Source organism: Cyclobacterium sp. SOCE241 (assembly GCF_056867545.1).
This window is the reverse complement of record NZ_CP149779.1, coordinates 824,638-845,886: the sequence shown is the minus strand read 5'-3', so window position 1 is coordinate 845,886 and position 21,249 is coordinate 824,638. Positions and strand designations below refer to the sequence as shown.

General features: G+C 37.8%; 20 protein-coding genes and 3 pseudogenes. 10 read left to right on the top strand and 13 right to left on the bottom strand.

The window, feature by feature from the left end; all coding sequences use genetic code 11:
- Positions 1-130 precede the first annotated feature (130 nt).
- Together WG932_RS04060 and WG932_RS04055 are read left to right on the top strand one after the other, a co-directional pair.
- On the top strand, positions 131-436 hold the full coding sequence (locus WG932_RS04060; protein ID WP_014022102.1) for a type II toxin-antitoxin system HigB family toxin: 306 nt from the start codon (positions 131-133) through the stop codon (positions 434-436).
- Positions 437-460: 24 nt separating this feature from the next.
- A complete protein-coding gene (locus WG932_RS04055; RefSeq protein WP_483087049.1) occupies positions 461-847 on the top strand; it encodes a helix-turn-helix domain-containing protein in 387 nt (128 codons plus the stop codon).
- Positions 848-868: 21 nt separating this feature from the next.
- On the opposite strand, the gene WG932_RS04050 is transcribed toward WG932_RS04055, so the two are convergent.
- The 6 genes from WG932_RS04050 to WG932_RS04025 form a co-directional block, all read right to left on the bottom strand.
- On the bottom strand, positions 869-1,561 hold the full coding sequence (locus tag WG932_RS04050) for an alpha/beta hydrolase (protein WP_483087048.1): 693 nt from the start codon (positions 1,559-1,561) through the stop codon (positions 869-871).
- Positions 1,562-1,688: 127 nt separating this feature from the next.
- A complete protein-coding gene (locus tag WG932_RS04045) occupies positions 1,689-2,807 on the bottom strand; it encodes a Zn-dependent alcohol dehydrogenase (RefSeq protein ID WP_483087047.1) in 1,119 nt (372 codons plus the stop codon).
- Between the two features lie 108 nt (positions 2,808-2,915).
- The gene (locus WG932_RS04040) at positions 2,916-4,118 is read right to left on the bottom strand and encodes a glycoside hydrolase family 117 protein (protein WP_483087046.1); all 1,203 of its coding nucleotides are present in this window, start codon (positions 4,116-4,118) and stop codon (positions 2,916-2,918) included.
- 292 nt (positions 4,119-4,410) lie between these two features.
- Positions 4,411-4,503, bottom strand: coding sequence for a hypothetical protein (locus tag WG932_RS04035; protein ID WP_394369253.1), 93 nt, complete (start codon positions 4,501-4,503; stop codon positions 4,411-4,413).
- 247 nt (positions 4,504-4,750) lie between these two features.
- A complete protein-coding gene (locus WG932_RS04030) occupies positions 4,751-4,939 on the bottom strand; it encodes a nucleotidyltransferase family protein (RefSeq protein ID WP_483088573.1) in 189 nt (62 codons plus the stop codon).
- Between the two features lie 346 nt (positions 4,940-5,285).
- Entirely contained in the window at positions 5,286-6,446 is a 1,161-nt protein-coding gene (locus WG932_RS04025) for a helix-turn-helix domain-containing protein (protein WP_483087045.1), read from the bottom strand.
- 486 nt (positions 6,447-6,932) lie between these two features.
- Between WG932_RS04025 and tnpB the strand changes: the two are divergent.
- The 4 genes and pseudogenes from tnpB to WG932_RS04005 form a co-directional block, all read left to right on the top strand.
- A pseudogene (tnpB, locus tag WG932_RS04020) lies at positions 6,933-7,145 on the top strand (IS66 family insertion sequence element accessory protein TnpB); the annotation flags it as partial.
- A 542-nt stretch (positions 7,146-7,687) separates the two neighbouring features.
- Positions 7,688-8,073 (top strand): annotated as a pseudogene (locus WG932_RS04015) (transposase).
- A complete protein-coding gene (locus WG932_RS04010) occupies positions 8,070-8,237 on the top strand; it encodes a hypothetical protein (RefSeq protein ID WP_483087044.1) in 168 nt (55 codons plus the stop codon). Before WG932_RS04015 ends, WG932_RS04010 begins: the two are co-directional and overlap by 4 nt.
- A 390-nt stretch (positions 8,238-8,627) precedes the next feature.
- Positions 8,628-8,777: a transposase domain-containing protein gene (locus tag WG932_RS04005; RefSeq protein WP_483087043.1), complete on the top strand. Its 150-nt coding sequence runs from the start codon at positions 8,628-8,630 to the stop codon at positions 8,775-8,777.
- A 197-nt stretch (positions 8,778-8,974) separates the two neighbouring features.
- Here WG932_RS04005 and WG932_RS04000 read toward each other — a convergent pair whose 3' ends face one another.
- The 5 genes and pseudogenes from WG932_RS04000 to WG932_RS03980 all read right to left on the bottom strand — a co-directional run bounded on the left by WG932_RS04000 (position 8,975) and on the right by WG932_RS03980 (position 14,501).
- Positions 8,975-9,433, bottom strand: coding sequence for a hypothetical protein (locus WG932_RS04000; RefSeq protein ID WP_483087042.1), 459 nt, complete (start codon positions 9,431-9,433; stop codon positions 8,975-8,977).
- A gap of 592 nt (positions 9,434-10,025) precedes the next feature.
- A pseudogene (locus WG932_RS03995) lies at positions 10,026-10,795 on the bottom strand (SDR family NAD(P)-dependent oxidoreductase).
- Positions 10,796-11,084: 289 nt separating this feature from the next.
- Complete coding sequence (locus WG932_RS03990) at positions 11,085-12,011, bottom strand: zinc-dependent alcohol dehydrogenase (protein WP_483087041.1); 927 nt, start codon at positions 12,009-12,011, stop codon at positions 11,085-11,087.
- Positions 12,012-12,374: 363 nt separating this feature from the next.
- A complete protein-coding gene (locus WG932_RS03985; RefSeq protein WP_483087040.1) occupies positions 12,375-13,331 on the bottom strand; it encodes a sterol desaturase family protein in 957 nt (318 codons plus the stop codon).
- A gap of 93 nt (positions 13,332-13,424) precedes the next feature.
- The gene (locus WG932_RS03980; protein WP_483087039.1) at positions 13,425-14,501 is read right to left on the bottom strand and encodes an amidohydrolase family protein; all 1,077 of its coding nucleotides are present in this window, start codon (positions 14,499-14,501) and stop codon (positions 13,425-13,427) included.
- 327 nt (positions 14,502-14,828) lie between these two features.
- Between WG932_RS03980 and WG932_RS03975 the strand changes: the two genes are divergently transcribed.
- Both WG932_RS03975 and WG932_RS03970 read left to right on the top strand, forming a co-directional pair.
- Positions 14,829-17,276 (top strand): DUF7133 domain-containing protein, encoded by a 2,448-nt coding sequence (locus WG932_RS03975; protein WP_483087038.1) that lies wholly within the window; start codon positions 14,829-14,831, stop codon positions 17,274-17,276.
- A 20-nt stretch (positions 17,277-17,296) separates the two neighbouring features.
- Entirely contained in the window at positions 17,297-17,527 is a 231-nt protein-coding gene (locus tag WG932_RS03970; protein ID WP_483088572.1) for a discoidin domain-containing protein, read from the top strand.
- A 174-nt stretch (positions 17,528-17,701) separates the two neighbouring features.
- Here the strand turns inward: WG932_RS03970 and WG932_RS03965 are convergent, their stop codons facing one another.
- Together WG932_RS03965 and WG932_RS03960 are read right to left on the bottom strand one after the other, a co-directional pair.
- Positions 17,702-18,709: a metallophosphoesterase family protein gene (locus WG932_RS03965; protein WP_483087037.1), complete on the bottom strand. Its 1,008-nt coding sequence runs from the start codon at positions 18,707-18,709 to the stop codon at positions 17,702-17,704.
- Between the two features lie 72 nt (positions 18,710-18,781).
- Complete coding sequence (locus WG932_RS03960; protein WP_483087036.1) at positions 18,782-19,276, bottom strand: MSMEG_1061 family FMN-dependent PPOX-type flavoprotein; 495 nt, start codon at positions 19,274-19,276, stop codon at positions 18,782-18,784.
- Between the two features lie 417 nt (positions 19,277-19,693).
- Here WG932_RS03960 and WG932_RS03955 point away from each other — a divergent pair, with 417 nt between their 5' ends.
- Together WG932_RS03955 and WG932_RS03950 are read left to right on the top strand one after the other, a co-directional pair.
- Positions 19,694-20,104, top strand: a complete 411-nt coding sequence (locus WG932_RS03955) for a Fur family transcriptional regulator (RefSeq protein ID WP_014022085.1) — start codon at positions 19,694-19,696, stop codon at positions 20,102-20,104.
- 348 nt (positions 20,105-20,452) lie between these two features.
- Positions 20,453-21,052, top strand: a complete 600-nt coding sequence (locus WG932_RS03950) for a hypothetical protein (RefSeq protein ID WP_149393160.1) — start codon at positions 20,453-20,455, stop codon at positions 21,050-21,052.
- Positions 21,053-21,249: the final 197 nt, after the last annotated feature.

The following is a 21,249-nucleotide window of genomic DNA, read 5'->3' as shown; positions in this document are numbered from 1 at the left end:
TGAACTATTTTGTTATTTTATCAATAATCTGTAATTTAAGTGTGAATATGTTCCTTATAAATATATTTTCATAATTTTGTTTTCAATTTGAAAACTTTTTCCTACCTTCCAACGTTGTAAATACACTGCATTGAAAAACATCGTTTCAATCAAAAATCTGGTTTTATTTTACAAAAAGTATCCAAATGCTAAAACAAGTATAGAAACATGGGTTTCTATTGCAAAAGATGCCAATTGGAAAAAACCATCGGATGTAAAAAATGATTTTTCAGATGCCAAACCGGTAAAAAATAACCGGATTGTATTTAAAATATCAAATAACCGATACAGATTGGTTGCACAAATTTCTTATCAAAAGCAATGGATTTTTATCAGGTTTATTGGAACACATGCTGAATACAATATCGTTGATGTGAATACAATTGAACAATTTTAGTACTTATCAAATAGTAACCATGAAGTGGGAAAAACAATCACTACGGAACAAGAATATGAAATTGCTTTGGCAAGGCTTTCTACAATTTTCGATGCTGATGCGGATAGTGCAGAAGGAATGGAAGCTGAATTATTAGTGACACTAATAGAAAAATATGAAAAGGAGCATTACCCTATTTCACTTCCTGATCCTATTGATGCAATTAAAGATACAATGGAAAGAAAAGGTCTTAAAGACAAAGACTTAATCCCAGCCATTGGAAGCAAAACCACTGTTAGTCTTGTGCTCAATAGAAAAAGACCTTTGAAAGTAGAAATGGTTAGAAATTTATCAACTTTACTAGGTTTATCGGTAAACCTTCTAATCCAACCTTATGCGCTAGTTGGTAAGAAACAAGAGATCAATCAATAACTCTTAAGGCCCTTAAGTTTTTCAACTATTAACACAGTTCCGATCAAAAAACCTTAAAGTGCTTTCCAGATGTTTCTGCCAATAGGGCCATTCATGAGCTCCTTCAAATTCCTCGTACTGATGAGGAACACTCAATTCCAGCAATTGTGCATGAAGTAAGCGATTGCCTTCAATTAGTTCATCCCCTTTACCGCAATCAAAGCGCAAGACGGGAATAGATTTTGGATTTTTCATTATTGAATCGATCACATCATTGTCCCCATGCTCTAAATCATAGGCATCCAGAGGCTCTTCTACAAAACCCTCCATTTCAGAGAATTTAGTGATGGCACTGTGTGCAGAAATGGCCTTGAAAACTTCCGGAAATTCGCTACCCAACCTTAAAGCCCCATACCCTCCCATAGATAGGCCGGCTATTCCAAGTGGAGATTTCTTGCTTGCAGAGGGAATATTCTCATAGACAGCATTTGGCACATCAGAGACGATCCATTGCTCAAAATCCCTTTTCTTATGCCTCAAATAACCAGAGCCATCTCCCCATAGCCCATCGGAAGGCATGGCAAGAATGGCTGGCCGGATTTCACCGGAATCCATCATCCTTTTGGCTGTATGGTGAGCGCCACCTTTCATTGCCCAAACCCAAGAACTCCCATAAACACCATGAAGCAAAATATAAATGGGCAGGTCAACAAGGGTATCTGTATCATCAGGCACAAATAGACAAATATCTCCCTCCCTTTAAGGTTTGGCGTTTTGACAGTGAGGAAGCGCAAACCGTCATTTTCAAAGGTTTTGTCAGACAATTCGCTGGTTCTAAAGCTACTCATGGTATCTACTCAATTTACTTAAAAACGATGACACCTTTTGCATTCTTTCCTGCAAGCATGTCATCAAATGCTTGTTGTAAATCCTCCAGTGCATATTCCCGGGTGATCATCTGATCCAACATCAATTCACCCTTTTTATAGAGTTTCATAATTTTTGGAAAATCTATTTGTGGCCTACATTTACCATAAAGGGGATTGATATAGACTTTATCCCATTCAAATAGCCTCATGTCTATGCTTATTTCTTCTTCTATTCCACTCACCTGAACCGCTGTTCCAGCATTCCTAACCATGGCCAAAGGTGCAGCACCCAAGGCAGGAATGGCCGTACACTCAAAAGCATAATCAGAGCCTCGACCTCCTAATAGTTCCTTTACATCTTTAGCCGCAGCCAACAAACCTATGTCCGACTTGTCCGCAAGAATCGTATCCGTTGCTCCGAATTTTCTAGCCAATTCCAACTTTGTAGGGTTTACGTCTACTGCGATAATTTTCGCTGCTCCTGAAATTTTACAAGCGTTAATCACGTTCAGGCCAACTCCCCCGCAACCTAATACCACAGCTGAACTTCCTGCTTCCACCTTTGCCGCATTTACAACGGAGCCAAAACCTGTCATCACCCCGCAACTCACTATGCTTGCTGCCGAAAAATTAAGTCCGGGTTCTTCCACTTTCACCACTGCAGCCTCTTTCACAAGAGCATACTCACTTAGGGTTCCAAGATTAAATGAGCGCTCAATGCTCTCTCCGTTCCATTGGCTACTCTCAAGCTTGGCATGACCGGGAGTATGTCCATTTTCCCCGGCTACAACCGGTGAATTGTTCTCACAAATGTGCTGATTCCCCTCCTGACATTGAAAACAATGCATGCAAGGGGTTGCCCAATTAAGAATCACCTGATCCCCTACTTTGAGTTCTTTTATGGCTGATCCAATTTTTTCTACAATTCCCGCACCTTCATGGCCCATCACAAGAGGCTTTCCCCAATTGATTGAATCATAATCTGTATGGCAAAGTCCTGCAGCCTTCATTTTGATTAAGACTTCGTCCTCTAGAGGATCAGAAAGGTTGACCTGAGTAATAATAAAAGTCCCGTCCCCTTTGGCTACAGCACTTTTAGAAGCAATTGACATGGTGAGTTCGTTTTGGGATAATAGTTAGGATAAATCTAGTGGTAAAGATAGTAGTCTTAACAAATAATTTTATTTAACAACTGCTAATTCAAGTATCTCGATTTGCGCTTATTCTCCCTTGGCTTTGTGTGAGGTTCGTCTAGCAGAAGAAAAACGCATGATACTTTGATAATCGGAGTTATTGTAAATATGGGAAAGTCCCCACCGAAGAATTTCAGTAGGTTCCTTTTCTGAATCCGCACTGCGGTTTAAGCCAATGGCATGAGGAGCTCCTTTGATCGAAGACATAATTTCAAAATTGATTCCATCAGGTGCCCATTGAATGGTATTTTTTTCCGGGCCATCTGTGGTGATTAATGAGGCTATTCCACCATCGTACGGCCAAACACATATCTCATGTCCACTGTTACTGATGGGGTTGTAAGGAGATTTGACATAGGGTCCTTTGGGATGGTCTGCAATGGCCACCCCATGCCGGATCTGTCTACCTCCAAAAGTAATCTCCTCGCCCATTTGTTCTCCTTTGTAATAAAGGTAAAATTTGCCTTTATAGGGAAGAATACATGGATCATGGACTTTATGACTGTCAAAGTCCCCTTTTTTCACTACAGCAAACCTATCCTGTTCTTCTCCTTTCCAAATGCCATTGTCTGCCGGACTCAATATTGGTTCAGTACTTTTGGTCCAGGGGCCATCAGGTGAATCAGACCATGCTAGTCCTATTTGATTTTTCACCCGCACATTGTAGGGGGATTTCACTGTTTGATAGGTCAGGTAATACATATCTTCATGCTTCATGATTTCAACGGTGAATACCGAGCGATCATCATAGGCTCCTTTTTCCCCTCTGCCTACCGCCATTCCTTCTTCCTTCCAGGTCCAACCATCTTCTGAAGTCGCGTACCAGATATCGCACCTATCCCAAGGGAATACTTTGTCTTTGTCAATGTTCCCGGCAAATCCATCCGTTGGTCCTGTACTTTTGGAATACCAAACATAATATTTACCATTTTCAAATAGCATGGCACTAGGGTCTCTCCGAACGACTCCTTCTTCATAAGCCAGATCCCCTTTTAAGGGCTGTAAATTTGAAAATTCTATAAACCATTCATTCCCAATATCCGGCCAATTCAGTGCACGCTTGGAGGCGGCGCTTAGGTGCTCCGTATTGGTAATTCCCAATTTATCCATTTGCTCCGGGCTGACTGCAATTTCATTCTCCTCTTTATGGTTTTCAGAATTTGGTGTAGACTGACATGATTGAAATAAAAATACACTTAGTGCACAATAAATTAGTAGTTTAAAATCCATATTTAATTTATTTGGGCTTGTATCAATTGTTAATTTAGAGTAATAGTAAAACTGAAAATGTACGGCATTAATTTACACTTATTTATTTGGTCAATAAAAAGTGAACCCTAAAAATTTCGCTAGTGAAGTTTGCAACTACAGGGTAAAAATTAGATTTATTAAAAATTCACTGCTATAACAAAAAATAAACTATGGCTATTTTATCATTTTATTCTCCATCCAGCTTTCCATTTACGATTTCATCTGCTAAAACAGGTATATTCTTTTGAATTATTCCCCTTAACATCTCAGGTTAAACCGAGTCATAAGCATGTGAAATAATATTTCTTAATCCAATGATATTTTTTGACACTGTAATTTGAATCTCAGGGTTGATCTCAAATATTTTCCGATTGGTTTCTCCAATAATCTCTAAATCCCGCTCAACTGCACGTTGGAAGATTATACTTCAGAAAAAATGTTTAAGTCATTCTGCGTTTTATTTTTAATAGATTCGATTTCCTCAATAACACTTTCTATATCTAAAATGTATTTCAGTGGTTTACGCTGCATATAATTCTACTTTTGTCTGGTAAACCTCCTCTTTTAATACCGGGTTTTTCATTGATTTACTAGACACAAGGTCTACTTTTCTATTTAAAATGTTTTGAAGCGTACATATCCATTAATGAAAAGTAATTGTCGGCGTAATCTAAAATATCAATATCATCAGAAAAGGCTACAAGAAGGTCGATATCGCTATTTTCAAGCATAACATTTTTTGCAGCAGAACCAAAAAGAGAAAGTGTTTCTACATGATGTTGCTTACATGCTCCTTTTATTTCATCAATGTTATTTTAAATCAAATCCGCCCTAGTTTAAAGATACATAAAATAAGAATAACCTAAATGAACTAATAATTAGAAATGCAACCATCAGAAGAATGAGCAGCTGTTTATACATGAATAAGGACTTTTTGAAGTGAATTATTTATGATTACGAGCTTTTTCTATTCCAAGTGCTTAAAGATAGTGGGGTGAAGTTGCTAACCACACCATGATATCCGTAATCATTAGAATAATCATAAAATTACGCCAATTAAAAAATCTGATTTGATCATGGTATCCTGCTAAAATGTAATTGGAATCAAAAATAACCTATAGTTTTAAAGGATTGAGTAAAATCAGATTACTTTTTATTTTCTCTGACCCATTCACTTGGTGTCTTCCCTGTATTATTCTTAAAAAAAGCATTGAAAACAGTTTTTGAATTAAATCCGCATTCATAAGCCAAGCTTAATAGAGTGAGGTGAGTGTAAGTCTTATCAAGAGCCTTATGTTTAAAAGCTTCCAATCTAAATGTATTGATATATTCATTGAAGTTTTTACCTACATGTTCATTGAGCAACCAAGAAAGTTTGTTTGGATGGACGTTTATTTTATCAGAAAGAGATTTTAAGGATAATTGTGGATTGAGATACCCTTCTTCATCATCCATAAAACACACCAAGGCATTTAGAGCAGTCTTGATTTCATCGGTTTCCATTTTTATTAATGATTTCCCCCTCAAAATTTTAGACTTAATATGTTTAATGTCTAATTCGGGATGTTCAAGTTTAATTTGTTGGAAACGCTTATCTTCCCTTAAGGGCGTTAAAAATGGATCATGTCTAAAACAGAAGTACTGTCCAATTTGATTTTCTAATCCAGTTTTTAATAAAGCAAATGCATGATCGAGTTTTCCGGATTGGGTGGCATAATACAACTCCCATGGTAGAAATTCACTCTTATAATCCTCTTTTTGCCAAGATTTTTCCCTATTTCCTTGGATCAAGTTTTTTAGCCTCCAGAAATTATGTGCAAATGAAAATTGCTTGTTTTGGTCGAAACAAACATTAAATTCTTTATCCTTTTTTAGCAATAATAAACATGCCATTTTTACCTGATGGGCAAGGTGCAAATTGGGGTTAAGTTGGATTGCAATATCCATCCACTCAATGGCATTTTCATACTCATTTGCATAGAAAAAAATATTGCCTTTCATGAAACTGTGATTGGCAGAAAGTGGATTAATTTCAAGTGCTTTATCAATAATTGCCACTCCTTCATTAAAAGATCCAATCACAATATAGAGACCTGAAAGGGCCTCAAGAGCATCAATATTTGAAGGGTTAATTGATAAAGTTTTATTCAATTCGGCATGTGCTAATTTTAAATTCCAATGTAACAAAATGGCACAATTAGAAAGGGCAAGGTGATATTCAGGTAGATTTGTACGCGTAAGTTTTAATTTATTAAGATAAATAGTAGTCTGCTTTATTGCTTCAATTTTTGTAATCGCTTGCCACATAAATAAGTAACTATAGCACTGCACAAGTCCAAAATAAGGAGGTATCCATCCGACAAACTACATCTTTTGTAAAAGCTAATCTGTTGCTAAACTTGTGTCATGGAAAAGACAGACAAGCAATATGCGTAAACTTTATCAAGAATGGTTATCCTCAGGGGTTATGAATCCAGCACATTTTGATATGCATGGGATCGTTCGAACAACTTTTTTATTATTGGACCAAAAAATTCAGCACACAGGAAGAAGAAACAAATAATGGGAAAGCTTTCCAATTGCTGGACATTATTGTTATCTGTTGGTCGAGAAGGCCGAGTAATAGCGCATATTCATTATCCTTCGGGAATCAGCACAAAATCTATGATGGGGTCTCGCATACCGAGTTTATTAAAACGCTTCTTGTCTAACGAATGCTTGCGCTATCCTCTTCATGTCGTTACTTTTATATGATAAGTCCACTGATATGCGTTTTGGTATCAATGCCTTTCTGGACTGGTACGTAACAAGCTTGGCTTTGACCCCATGAATGGAGATGTGTTCATTTTTATTGGCAAGCGAGGCAACCAAATCCGACTTTTGCAATGGGACAAAGATGGTTTTGCCTTATATATCAAAAGTTGGAACGAGGCACTTTTGAACGTCCTATTCTCATCGGAACAGCCATTACGAGTACTCAACTCAGCTTCCCTCTTACAGGGGTAAGGCTGGAATCGGTACGCTACAGAACCGATACACACCCTTAAAAAGGGCGTGAAAATAAACACGTGAATTAAGTAAAAAGTGCCTTAAAACTACTTCAAACTATTTTTTTATGCTTATTTTTATGTCATGGAAAATGAGACAATCGACTACAAAAAGCTATATGAGCAAGAGCTCCAAGCCCATCAAGAGTCATTGTTGACCATCTGAAAAGGAAAGTGCAATAGCAGACCTAAAGCATGAACTTGAAAAGTTCAGGGGGTATATTTTAACAAGAGTGAAAAAGAGAACCGCTAATGTGGGACTAAATCAGATAAGGGCTTTTCGAGCTAGGCACTACCCAAGCTGTACAAGAGGAGCTTTCCAAGTTAGTACCTACCACAGAGCAAAAACCACTCAAAGAAAAGAGCCAAGGGCACCTCTCGTATGAGCCTTTGGCTCGGAAAGGGAAAGTGGTGATAGAGCCAAAAGAGATCCGCATGAAGGTTGTGTGCAGAATGGGTCGGGGCTAACCGAAGTATTGGAAGTAGTTCCGGCATCTTTTTATGGCAAAACGCTACGTACGTCCAAAATACGCGAGACCGAACGGTGAAGGCATCCTCATTGGTACATTACCAGACAGAGTAATAGAAAAAGGAATACCTTCAGAATCGATGATTGCCTCGCTCATCGTGAACAAATGTGTCTACGGAATGCCGCTTCACAGGCAGCTGGATAAATACAGCAAGATGGGCGTCAGAATCCCTGCTTCAGGTGCCTCTGACTGGGTAATCAGGGCTGGGAACAGCTCAAGCCACTCTCCGATCTACTCAGTATGGTAGTCCTAAGTCAAAAATACCTTCAGGTAGACGAAACGCCTATAAAAGTGTTAGATAGAGATCACAAAAAAGGTATTCATCAGGGTTCTTGTGGCTTTATCATGCGCCGATGATTAGTCTGAAGTACTCTTTGATTACAGAAAAGGGAGGGATCGATCGGGTCCTAAAGAAATGCTTGCTGACTTTTAAGGGTATCATCCAAACAGATGGCTACAGAGTGTATGATTCCCTTTATGGGAAACATGACGCTATTCATTTAACGTTTGCTGTGGCATGAACATAAGTTTATGCATGGCGCTCAATGACAATGAAGACTTGAGCAAAACCATGTCCTTGATGAAATGCAACTTCTCTATAAGCTGGAAGCCTAGATGAGAGAAAAGGGGTATGACTATCTACAGGAAACGAAGGAGAGAAAAAGAGCATGCCACTCCTGTGCTGGACAGATTAGGGCAATGGCTGGAAAAGCACCAATACAGCCCACAGACCAACAAGTCCAATGGGTAAAGCTATAGAATATACCAGGTCAAGATGGGCAGGACTGAGTGTTTATGCACTTCATGGACGATAAGAATGAAACAATATGGATTTACAAGAAATGCGGTTCGTCCACTAGCTATTAGGTCGTAAAGCGTATCTATTTGCAGGATCGCACAAGGCTGCGGAGATGACAGCAGCCATGTATTCTTTCATGGCCAGCTGCAAAAAGAACAAAATTAATGAGTTTGAATGGCTCAAGGACGTATTCGAAAGAATCCAGAGCCACAAGCAAAAAAGATCTCTATCAACTACTACCTTCCAATTGGGAGAAATATAAATCAAGTAGCTCCTCAAAGCATAAAATCCAACAACTCCAAATTAATCTATATGGGTTCCTCGGATGCTTCAAATAAGGTATAGCGTAACTAGGGTCAATTTTAGTTGCTTCATTATAGTAACTGATTGCTAGATTAAAACTGTCAATATTCCATTTCAATTGATGATAACGTCCTTTTAAATAAAGGTTGTAGGCTTCTATTTTTGGGTTGGGGCTTCAACCAAATGATTCTGAATGTCGAAATGCCCATAATTTTCTCTAATCTGGTCAGCTATAAGCAGGCTGATTTCATCTTGTAAGGCAAAAATATCATCTATTTCTCGGTCAAAATTTTTGGACCAAATGTGTCCACCATCTTTCGTATTGATTAGCTGAGCCGTGATTCGGACTCTTTTTTTGACTTTTCGTACACTTCCTTCTAAAATAGTACCTACTTCCAACTTTTTTCCAATAGAACGAACATCTTCATTTCTATTTTTAAAAGCAAAGGAGGAGGTTCTAGCAATGACTTTCAATCCCCGTACGTTGGTCAATGCATTGATGATTTCTTCAGTAATACCATCGCTAAAATATTCATTGTCAGGATCGGCACTCATATTGACAAATGGAAGTACCACTATGGATTTATTTGAGTTATATCTATTGGCATTTTCCATTTAATCTAAACTTTTGAATTTCATACAAACGCTTATTGTGACCATTAGCATTTTTTAAAATTAAGTATTAAAAACAATTTTTGAATAAAATGTAAAATGCCTATTTGAAGCATCTAAGGCTTTTTGCAGGAAAATTACAAGTCGAAAATTATGGATCTGTAGGCTAAAGAATATACCAATATTTTCATTTAGCAACCAAGAGAGTTTGTTGGGATAAGGCATTAATTTCCCCATTAGCATTAATATCCATAAATTGAAATCTAAATATAGTTTTTCCTTTTCTAATATTTTTTGAGATAGCTAAAATGATTTCATTTGCCACCACTACTGTACTTTACACTTACACCTAGCTATCCAATTACCTCTAAAGACACGGGTAAATCAGTCTTATAGCAATTTTTAATTGGCAAATCGATGACAATCAGTTATTTCAAAAGTGTGGGAGAGGCCTATTAAATAAAAGATCAGGAAATGCCTCATTTCCTCACTTTCTAGGTAGTTGGTAGAGCAATAATTATTACATAAAAAAAGACTTGTGCTCTAAACAAGTCTTTTTTTACTAAAATATCAATTCAAAAGAAATTTTTATTCACTACCTCCCCATCCAGCCACCATCTACCAACATTGTGGTGCCATGCATATAAGATGCAGCCCCAGAGCATAGGAATACGGTAGGCCCGGCAAAGTCTTCGGGTTTGCCCCAACGGCCCGCAGGTATCCTTCCAAGAATACTGGCCGCTCTTTCCGGATCATTGCGAAGTGCTTCTGTATTGTCTGTTTCAATGTAACCGGGAGCGATGGCGTTAACATTTACCCCTTTGCCTGCCCATTCATTGGCAAAAGCCATGGTCATCTGACCTATAGCGCCCTTACTTGCCGCGTAGCCGGGTACGGTAATGCCTCCCTGAAAAGTTAATAAGGAGGCTGTAAAAACAATTTTACCTGCTCCTCGACTCACCATGTCCTTACCGAATTCCCTAGTAAGAATAAACTGGGCATTTTGGTTTACTTCGATGACTTTGTCCCACATTTCATCAGGATGCTCAGCAGCCGGTTTTCTGAGAATGGTTCCTGCATTATTGATAAGGATGTCTATTACCGGAAAATCTTGTTTGACGACATCGATAAAACGATACAAAGCTTTTCTATCACTAAAGTCACAGGCATAACCTTTAAAGGTTTTGCCCAATGCTTTACTTCTTGTTCCACTGCACTGCCTGATGTTTCGAGGGTGGCACTTACGCCTATGATATTCGCACCTGCTTCTGCCAAGCCTATGGCCATGGCCTTGCCTATGCCTCTCTTGCAACCGGTTACCAAAGCTGTTTTACCTTCTAAACTGAAAGAATTCAATACTGACATTTCAAATTGTTTAAATGTTAAAATTTTTATTACCTCAATACAGGTAATTTCGTAATGATTTTGTCAGTATTGTTGCAGAAAAAAGCAACAATACCGCCAAAATCAGGTTCTAATTTTATACTTCTGTCTATTAGGTTAAAACCCATATCATTGCATAAAATAGCAAATACCGCCCTAAAATCTCGTCCAATCTATTTCCCTTGTCCATTAGATATAACGCATGGCTACCAATTATATGCTTTTTCTTGAGCAAGTTAGATGGAACAATGCGATGGGTTTTTATGTCCTTTTATAGCTGGCAATCCATTAATACTTTTAAGCCAGAAGGATTTTTATCTATGGACTCAAAAACCTGCTGAATATTGCTCAAAGGCTGTACATCGGTGATCATTTTTTCAAAAGGTAGCTCATCAGCTGTGATCAGTGCAATGGCTTTTTCATAATCCTCCTTTTCATATACCCTTGCCCCTATAAGTTTCAATTCCTTCCAAAAGAATTTGAACAGATCTACCGGTTTCTTTTCCCCATGGATGGCAACCATGACTATTCTCCCTCGAATACCTGCAAGCTCCGTCATTATGTCCAAGGCAGGTTGCACTCCTGCTACTTCAAAAACAACATCGGCTAGGCGACCTTCTGTTTGCTCTCGCACCAATTCAACAATATCCGTTTTTGTAGGATTAACCGCCTGCAGGCCAAATTCAGCTGCTTTTTTTATTCTAGTCTCATTCACCTCAGAGATGATCACATTGGCGCCGGCATGCTTTGCGACCAAAGCCACCAATAAGCCTATTGGTCCGCCACCTAGCACAACTGCTGTTTCTCCGGAAACCAAACCACTTAATTTTACATCATGCACGGCTACTGACAATGGCTCTATTAGCGCCGCCAATTTCAAGTCTGTTTCAGGCTTTAATTTATGCAAAACAAAAGCCGGAACATTCCAATATTGCTGCATGGATCCCGGACTATCAATACCAATAAATTTAAGGTCCGCACATATATGGTTGTATCCTTTGTCTGAAGCTTTGACCAAGCGATCATCCAAAGGTCTGACTACTACTTTTTCACCAATTGAGTATTCGCTGACATTTTCGCCAATGGCATCTATGGTTCCTGACATTTCGTGCCCGATGGTTTGAGGTATAGCTACCCGCTTATCCATCATGCCATGGTAAATGTGGACGTCTGTGCCACAAACTCCTGTATAAGCCACCTTAATACGGACTTCGTCCGATTTGGGGGCTTCTAATTTTATCGATTACAGAAAAAGTACCATTCCCTTTATATACTGTTGCTTTCAAAATAATATAGGTTAAATTTAAATTTCTTTGTAAATCATTATTAAAACATTCGTATTCAGAATGTTTTAAAATCAGTTTTCATTAATGATCAAATTAGTCCTTAAAAGTACTACGTTCCATTCCATCTTGGGTTTTATTTGATAAAATCCGATCAAAAAAGATTATTAAACCAAGACTGCAATTGGAATAACTATTCAGGCAGTATGCTTGCCTTTAAGTTTCGGGGCACTGATTGTCATTTTTTTCAGCCACCTGAGATTGCAAATAATCAGCTCTCAACTTAGTAGCCAATTGGTAATTGCCTGAATGGTGCCATCCAGGGGTTTGAACATGTACAACAATTTGTTCTTCCATCCGGGAGCGTTAATTACATCCTTGTATAGGACCACAAATTCTCCAAAATAAACGTCCATAAAGTTACCGGAATCCATTTTTCTAGTGATTCCATATTCTATCTTGACATTTTCATCCTCGTTCTGTAAAGTACCAAATACTTTGTCCCAGATTAGTAACAAATTACAAAAATTTGTATCCATGTACAGTGGGTTTTTGGCGTGATGCACCCTGTGGTGGGAAGGTGTAAGGATAAACTTGTTGAGAAATCCCATTCTTCCATCCTTCATTAAGTTTTCCCCCACATGTATAAAGGCTCCATAGGTTCCATCAACAAACATTATTACAAACAACATTTCAGGCGGTACTCCAAGTAAGATGCAAACCGAAGTACGTATGGTATCGGCATAAGGAGCTTCCAAGAAAAAATGTGCATAAGTTACAGATAGGTTCATATTTTCCGGTGCGTGGTGGGTAGAATGTAGGCACCAAAATAAACGGACTTTGTGTCCCCAATAATGATAAAGATAATGCGCAAATTCCCATACAATGTACCCATAGATAAACCAATACCAAGTAAGTTCCGCATGGAAAAGCGCGTAGGGTTCTAACAAGCCTATAAGCAAAACCACCATGGTAATGGCGATAAATCTTCCGACAACCCGATTAAAAACATAAATTAAAAAGTTGACTTTATATACCTTTGTTTGAGGTTTTTTATAAATTAAACTTAAAGCCAATTCCAACAAAACCAATAATGGAATAATTGGGAAGATCAAAGAAGTAATTCCATCATAGGTTTTAAAAGCTGCATAATCACCGGAACTTAATATTTCCAACAATCGGTCAATTCCTAAAAATCCTGTTATTTCACTGAGTAAATTGTATAATAATTCCATTTAAATAATAAAGTAATCTAGGTTAATGGGTGGTTAATGAACAAAAATTCTCACTAATCAAGTTCTACACCAGCAGAATTGGGTCATTAATAATTAAGGTTTCAAAGCAAACCATTTATTGGCGTTTTTATAGTAAATCTTATCTACAACTTCTTTGGGCAATTGAATTCCTTGAAAAGACGAATTAATTAAGTCGCTTTCCATATGATTGTCAGTGACAAAGTATTCCCAGTCTCTTTTCCAAGTATTTTCCATTCGGTTGACCAGCTCTTCTTTGGTCATTGATCCATTGTCTGCTAAGTCTGTTCCGTACATAATTCTGTCCTGATATTTGATAAAGAAATCCCTGACTTTATCTCTATTTTCTACAGTTTGATAAAAAACCTGACCCATTCTAGCCGCAAGGCCTATGGCCATGTTGGGAAATTTTTCAAACCTTGTTGCCAAAGAATCAACGCTGTACTCCAGACTTCCCATATGAGCCCCAACAAACTTAAGGTTAGGGTGTTTTTCGAGCATCCTATCCCTACTGGCAATAATTTCCTCATGGGTGGGCATTTCAGGTTGTTTGTACATATGGTATTCCGGGTGTTCCTTAAAATAACTTCTGTCATTATTGGTAGTCATTTCCTCCAATGGTAGCCAGCAATTTTTTGGTTCACCCAAATGCCCCAACAATGTCTTTCCACTTTGCTGTATGTGTTCTATGATAGGATCAAATTTCTCATTATCGATGGTTATTAGATTCCCTGCTGAATCCCTTGATACCATGCCTATGTTTTTCCAGACTTTCACTCCGACTGCTCCTTCGTTAAAACAACTGTCAAGCCATGAAATCACTCTGTTTTCCCAAGCAGGGTCATCCCAATCTGAGACCGCAAAAGCCGTAACCAAATCAACTGTTTCCGGATTTAGTTCTTGCTGGTTCTTGCCATGCTTGTACTTAAAGTAAACATCACCCCAGCCTTTATTTATCTCAAGGGCTACATTTACCAAGTGAAAGTTATCGGCTTTGGCTTTTTCCACAAAGGTAGCCCGGTCTGCAGTGATATGGATATGTATGTCCGTCTTATTGACCGAATGATAATCCTCCATTGAATAAAAGGTGTTCTTCTCGCCACACGAGACCATACATGCCAATGCAATAACAATAGGTAAGAGTTTTTTCATTTCTAATTAATAAGAATGTTCATTTTTTAATTTAAGTAAGTTGAATGCAGGACGCTCTAAAGTAAATCGATAGATTGCAAGGGTGAATACTGAAGCCTTCAATGACGCTTTTAAACTGTTCTAATCCACTTAATTTGGCATAATTTAAAGGAAAAAATTACCAGTAAGAAAAAAACCAAGAAAAATTATTTTCTAATCATCTATAAATTTAAAAAAATAGTATACTTTGTCCCTCTAAATTTTAATCTGAACCATTGGTACTTTGATTAAATGAGCTTATCATCAAAACCTTTACACTTTTAATTAAGTGTAGCAAAATTAAATTGAATGCACTTTTCCGGAAAATCATTCCAATACCTATTGGTTGCTGCGGTACTTCTAACCAGTTGCAAACAAGAAAGACCTTATACCGAAATCTCACCCTTAGAAAGAATGGATCCTAAACGGATGGAAGCCCCTTTTCCCGAGGTGGCTATACCAGAATCTGCGGACCTCACTTCTCCAAGATGGAATGGTATTGATCTAAGTCCTATTGCTCCATTGAATCCTCTTTCTGCGGCTGATGAACAGAAGACTTTTGTTTTACAGCCGGGTTATTCGATGACACCAATCCTTACAGAACCCCTGATCAAAGAACCTGCAGCCATTCAGTTTGATGGCAATGGAAGAATGTATGTACTTGAATTAAGAAGTTATATGCAGGACATCGATGCGGTGGGTGAATTGTTACCAACCAGTCGAATTTCAAGATGGGAAGACAAAGACAATGATGGCGTTTATGAAGATGGCGTTGTCTTTTTAGACAGCTTGGTTTTTCCAAGGTTTGTTGTCCCCTTTGGGCCGGGCACTATATTATCCATGGAGTCAAACGAAGACAACGTATACAAATACACAGATACAGACAATGATGGCAAGGCAGACAAAAAGGAACTCTTTGCCACCGGCCTAGGTAGGTCAGGAAATGTGGAACACCAAACCAGTTTCCTTACTTGGGCCATGGACAATTGGATGTACAGTACTTATAATTCTAAGAGAATCCGTTGGACACCTGATGGTATCATTCAAGAACCCACAGGAAATCCTTATGGCCAATGGGGTGTGACCCAAGATAACTATGGACAAGTTTGGTTTCAGGATGGTGCCGGTGGGGTTCCTAGAAATTTCAATTTTCCGATCGTCTATGGGAATTATTCAGTTGAAGAACAATTCCAAAAAGATTTTAGGGTACCATTTAGCTTGGTCAGATTAGCTGATTTTGAGCCGGGAATGAGAGAAACAAAACCGGATGGCTCATTAAATAATGTTACCGGTGCTGCCGGAAATGATGTCTTTAGAGGTGACAGGTTGCCTAAAGAATTGGTAAACCAGTATTTTTATGGAGAACCTGTGGGAAGGATTGTGCGACAGGTGTATTCCGACAAAAAAGAAGGGATTACTTCTATTCAAAACCAGTACTTAGACATAAAGTCTGAGTTTATACAATCTACTGACCCTTATTTTAGACCTACAGATATGGCTACTGCCCCTGATGGCACCATGTATATTGTAGATATGTACCGTGGCATTATTCAGGAAGGAAACTGGACTCAGGAAGGGAGTTACCTACGGACAAAGATTCTTCAATACCAAATGGATGATGTAATTGAAAATGGTAGAATCTGGAGGGTATCCTATGAGGGAATGGAAAGAGACAAAACCCAACCAAGGATGTTTGAGGAAAGTGCAGCAGCCCTTGTCAAGCACTTGGAACATCCCAATGGATGGTGGAGAGACAAAGCCCAACAACTCCTTATCCTCAGGCAAGATCAGTCAGTCGAGTCAGACTTGGCGAAAATGGCTCAAAATTCAGACAATGAACTGGCTAGAATTCATGCGCTGTGGACTTTGGAAGGTTTAGGCCTTCTGAAAAAAGATTTGGTTTTGGGTTTCCTCGCAGATAAAAGTTCAAATATCCGAATCCAAGGCTTGAGAGCAGGAGAAACCTTATACAAATATGGAAACAAAAGCCTCGAAAAATCTTATATAGAATTGACAAAAGATACTGATCCATCTGTAGTCATTCAGGCCCTTCAAAGTGCCTTTATTTTGAAAATCACAGACCATGAAGACTTGTTAAAAAAACTAGAGGCAACAAACCCTGCCAAGGGTGTACAATTGGTAACTAAACAACTACTAGAAAAAATAGCCGAAACCAAAAAAATGGCGGAAACTCAATACTCACCTGAGGAACTTGTATTGTTTAATCAAGGTAAAACAATATTTGATAGTTACTGTGCCACTTGTCATGGAGTCAAAGGCTTAGGAACACCTACAGGAGCAGCCGGAGGGCAATTGATTGCACCGGCCTTCTCCGGTTCACCACGTGTCCAAGGCCACCCTGAATACATAGTAAAAACACTTCTTCATGGATTAACCGGTGCCATTGAAGGTAAGGAATATGAGGGAGTGATGATTGACATGAGTTCAAATGATGATCAATACATTGCGGCAGTTGCCTCCTATATAAGGAATGATTTTGGTAATTCAGGTAGTTTTGTTAACCCGGATTATGTGGCTCAAATTAGAGCAAATACTTCCCAAAAAGAGGATAACTACCAATATGATGCCTTGATAGCTGAAATACCTAAAGTACTAGCCCCTCAGGACAATTGGAAAGTAAGTGCCAGCAGTACTTCATTACAAGGTGTAGGTTCCACCCGAGACCCTTCGTATGTTTTTGGTTTTAAAGGATGGAAAACGGATGGTAACCAAAAAATGGCAGTTGGTTTCAGGTAGAACTACCTCAGCCCGCCACACTGACAGAAATATTCTTTGAAACAGGAAATGATCAATACCCTAGAAAATACAAGGTATCCATTTCTAAAGATGGCCGGCAATGGACGGAAGTAGCAGAGCGAACCGGTGAAAATGGCTCCTTAACCACTTCTTGGGCAACCAATATGAAGGTCAAATTCTTGAAAATAGAAAATTTAGAGGATGCTGACAAACCTTGGAGCATGCGAAAATTAAGTTTATTCGCCAGGTAATAAAAAGCTGACAAATCAGGACCTTGGGTCTTGATTTGTCAGCTTTTTATTTATTATCTAACATTGATCATTTTTTAATGCTTAACACCAAAATATGAAAAAGGCGATAGCAAACCTTTTTCGCGCTGAAATCCCATTCTAACCTCCAAAAAAATGATTCTCTTCCCTAGAGCCTTAGAATTTGATTTTATAATTTGAGATTTCTGGTGTGGCCTTACTTCCATACAGGTCTTCTGGCATTCCTAAATCATAGGGTGAAGGTTTCATCCAAGTACTTCTTACCCCTTCCACAACTAATTTTCCAGAAAGATCTACTGTCACCAAGGCATACAGCGGTTGCTCATAGGCCGCAATATGAGGGAGATTGGGATATTTTTTGTACTGCTCCTTGGGAAACCTCTCCAAACTGGTGTATTTTTCTCCTATCCACTGATAAGACATACTGTTAATTTCAATATAATCTATGCCATTGAGATGACGATGAAAATCAATATGGTTATGCCCATTGAAACAACAGATGATCTTGTCAGCTTGAGCTTCCATAATTTCCTGTAGACGCAAACGGTTGTTTATGCCCCATTGATGGTGCCACAGACTTTGATGAGAGAGTACAATGGTTGGCAGTTTTGTGGCTTTTAGCTCGGCTTCAAACCATTCAATCTGTTCATTATCAATGAATGTTCGCATAGAACTGTCAACATAAAAATTGGCATTTTTGTAATCGATGAATTTCCCATCTTGGAATAAGAAATTGGCGTCTAAAACTATAAAGTGAATTCCTTTTACATCATAAGAATAATAGGTCTTAGGCATACCCCAGAAATCCAACATTTCTTCTTTCGAATTTCGATCCATGTCATGATTCCCTAAAACATGATATTTGGGACCTTTAAAGGTTTCCCATATGTTCATAAAATCCTTGTTTTTATGATCAGCCATGCAAAAGTCTCCCAACTGAATAACCATATCAAGGTCACTGTTTATAGATTTATCTATAAATTTTTCTAAGCGCTGGTTCGCATCAGGAATTAAATCTTTGTGAACATCTGCCACCAAACCAAATCGCAATTTTTGATTTTCTGCCTCATTCGTGGCATATGCTTTAAAAGACAGTGAGGTAAATGGAAGACCGGCTAGTAATGTGCTTGTACCGATCTTATTTAAAAATTTCCTTCTTTTCATGAATTATAACAATCTTATTAATAATATCAATTACACCCTAGCATCGACTTATTGTAAATAGCAGGCTTTTAATTAATACAATCTTTTTTTGTAGCTTTCTTCCAACACATTTTGAATTTCCTCTTTAGAAAAATTGGAGCTATTGATATGGTCAGCCAAAACCTTCGCCACCAATGGAAGTTGCTCTTTATCCGGCCAAGCCTCAGGTTCCCACAATTTTGAACGTAAAAATGCTTTGGCACAGTGAATGAAACATTCTTCGACTTCTACAATAATTCCAATTTCCGGGTTTTTGCCATTTACTTGATACTTTTGCAATAGGTCTTTGTCACGGATTAGGATGGCTTTGCCATTGATCCGCAATGTTTCTTTTAAACCGGGAATGATAAATATCAAGCCAACTTGGGGATTGGAAAGAATATTTACCAAAGAATCACAACGCTTGTTGCCGGGCCTTTCAGGAATAACTAGGTATTGCTCATCCAATACATCAACAAAACCGGCAGGATCCCCTCTGGGAGAAACATCACAACTGCCTTCCTTATTGGCTGTACTAATAAATAACATGGGCGATTTGGCAATAAAGCTTTTGCAATGTTCATCAATAAAATTGATGGATTTTTTTGCACCAATTCCCTTGGAAACCCCATCACACCTCTTAATTCTTCTAGGGTTTCTATTTGATTTTTAAATGTAACTTTCATAGAATTTTGATTTACTTAACTGCCAAGGAGCGGTTGCCTTAGGTAAGGTTTCCAATGAATTGGTTCCTTAGGAATTAAAAATTGAATTTAAGAATAAATCCTTATTAATTGTCTAATTTAAGGAGGATAGGTTATAAAGGAATTTTATAATTTAAATGAATAATCCATTCTAATAAAAACGGGTAAAATACAGGGTTACTAAAGGGAACTATTTTTTAAGAGATCAACTTTAATAAATTGGGTATTGCCAGATCGGTGGCCACCAAAAGCTAAAATACTTATGGGACCTGAATTGGAAGTAAAACTTGAAGAAAAAAGCATCAAACCAACTACCATGAGGTTATTGGTATTAAAAAAATTGGTGGATTCCAATGTAGCAATAAGTCTAAATGATCTTGAAAGCAAATTTGATCGGGCAGACAAAGCCACCTTATACCGAACCCTAAAGACTTTTGAAAAGAAAAAACTAATTCACAGCATAGAAGATGGAACAGGAGCAGTAAAATACGCCCTATGTGAAGAAGGTTGCGCATGCGAGCCAAAAGATCAACATACCCATTTCCATTGCATCAAATGCAACGAGACTTATTGCCTCACACAATCCAAAATCCCTGCGGCCAGTATTCCTGCCGGTTTTAATGCATTAAGTGTTAGTATGGTTTATCAAGGCGTTTGTAATAAATGCTCTTGAACAATTTCACCTTAATAATAACTAACCCTTCCAAAATAAATGGAAAGATTCAATAATCTTACCTATTTATCTTTTGGAAAATAACAAAAGATAAGACAATGACCCTCTTTCAAGTAATCTAACTACAGGTCAGAAAAATGCTTTTTAATAATTTACGCAGAGTATTTTAAATTAAAGAAAACGTCATACTGAAACTTAGACCTAATCGCATTTGGTCAAAACCTTAACGGCTATGGACTATAGTTTTAAAACTTATTTCATTGTTTTTTATAACCGGCGATAAATATTGAAAATTAAATCTTTAATATTGAGTTTTATTAGACTATTTTTAACTTAAAACTTTTAATTATGCGTTTTAAAAGTAGCATTATTGGAATGCCATTTTTGGCAATTATTTTAACTTCAAGCCTTAACCTATCTTGTATTTCAGATGATAATGAGCCTGAAGAAGGAGCTTGTGGCGGAAATGAAAATTTCCCTTATATGGAAGAAGGAAATCAATGGACTTACCAACTTGAATCATTTTTCATGGCCGATGCCGAGATGACCGTAACGATAGCAGAAACATTGGAACCGGGGAAGTTCAAGGTATTGATTGATTCAGATCTAATTGATGAACCAATAGAAAATATATGGTTTTCCTGTGGAGAAAATATCTCCCAAATGAATACAGCTACAGATGACCCTTTAAATAATATTTTCAGGAAAAATGACCCTGCCATAGGAGCCACTTGGGAAGGTAATAACAACAATGAGGTTGGGAAGTATGAAGTCATTGATAAAAATGTGACGGTCATTACCGATGCAGGATCTTTTGTTTGCGATAAAATTACTTTTCATATTGAGGATGCATTTAATGTAGATACCATTTATGAATCATCGAACTATGGAACAATCAAGTATGATGGGATATTTTTAAAATATGAATTATCCCAAAAGAACTTTTAAAAAATGCTAATGATTATAAGTATTGCCATTACTACTGATATAGGATTAGCTATTAACCATTCAATTTTAGTTGGTTTACTATAATTAGGTCATACCGGAACAGATGTTACCATCCTGATGGCCTTTTTAGGGAATATTTTGCACCAATTTCCATATTTATTTAATTCGTATTCCCATGGTATTTAACTAAATTGGCC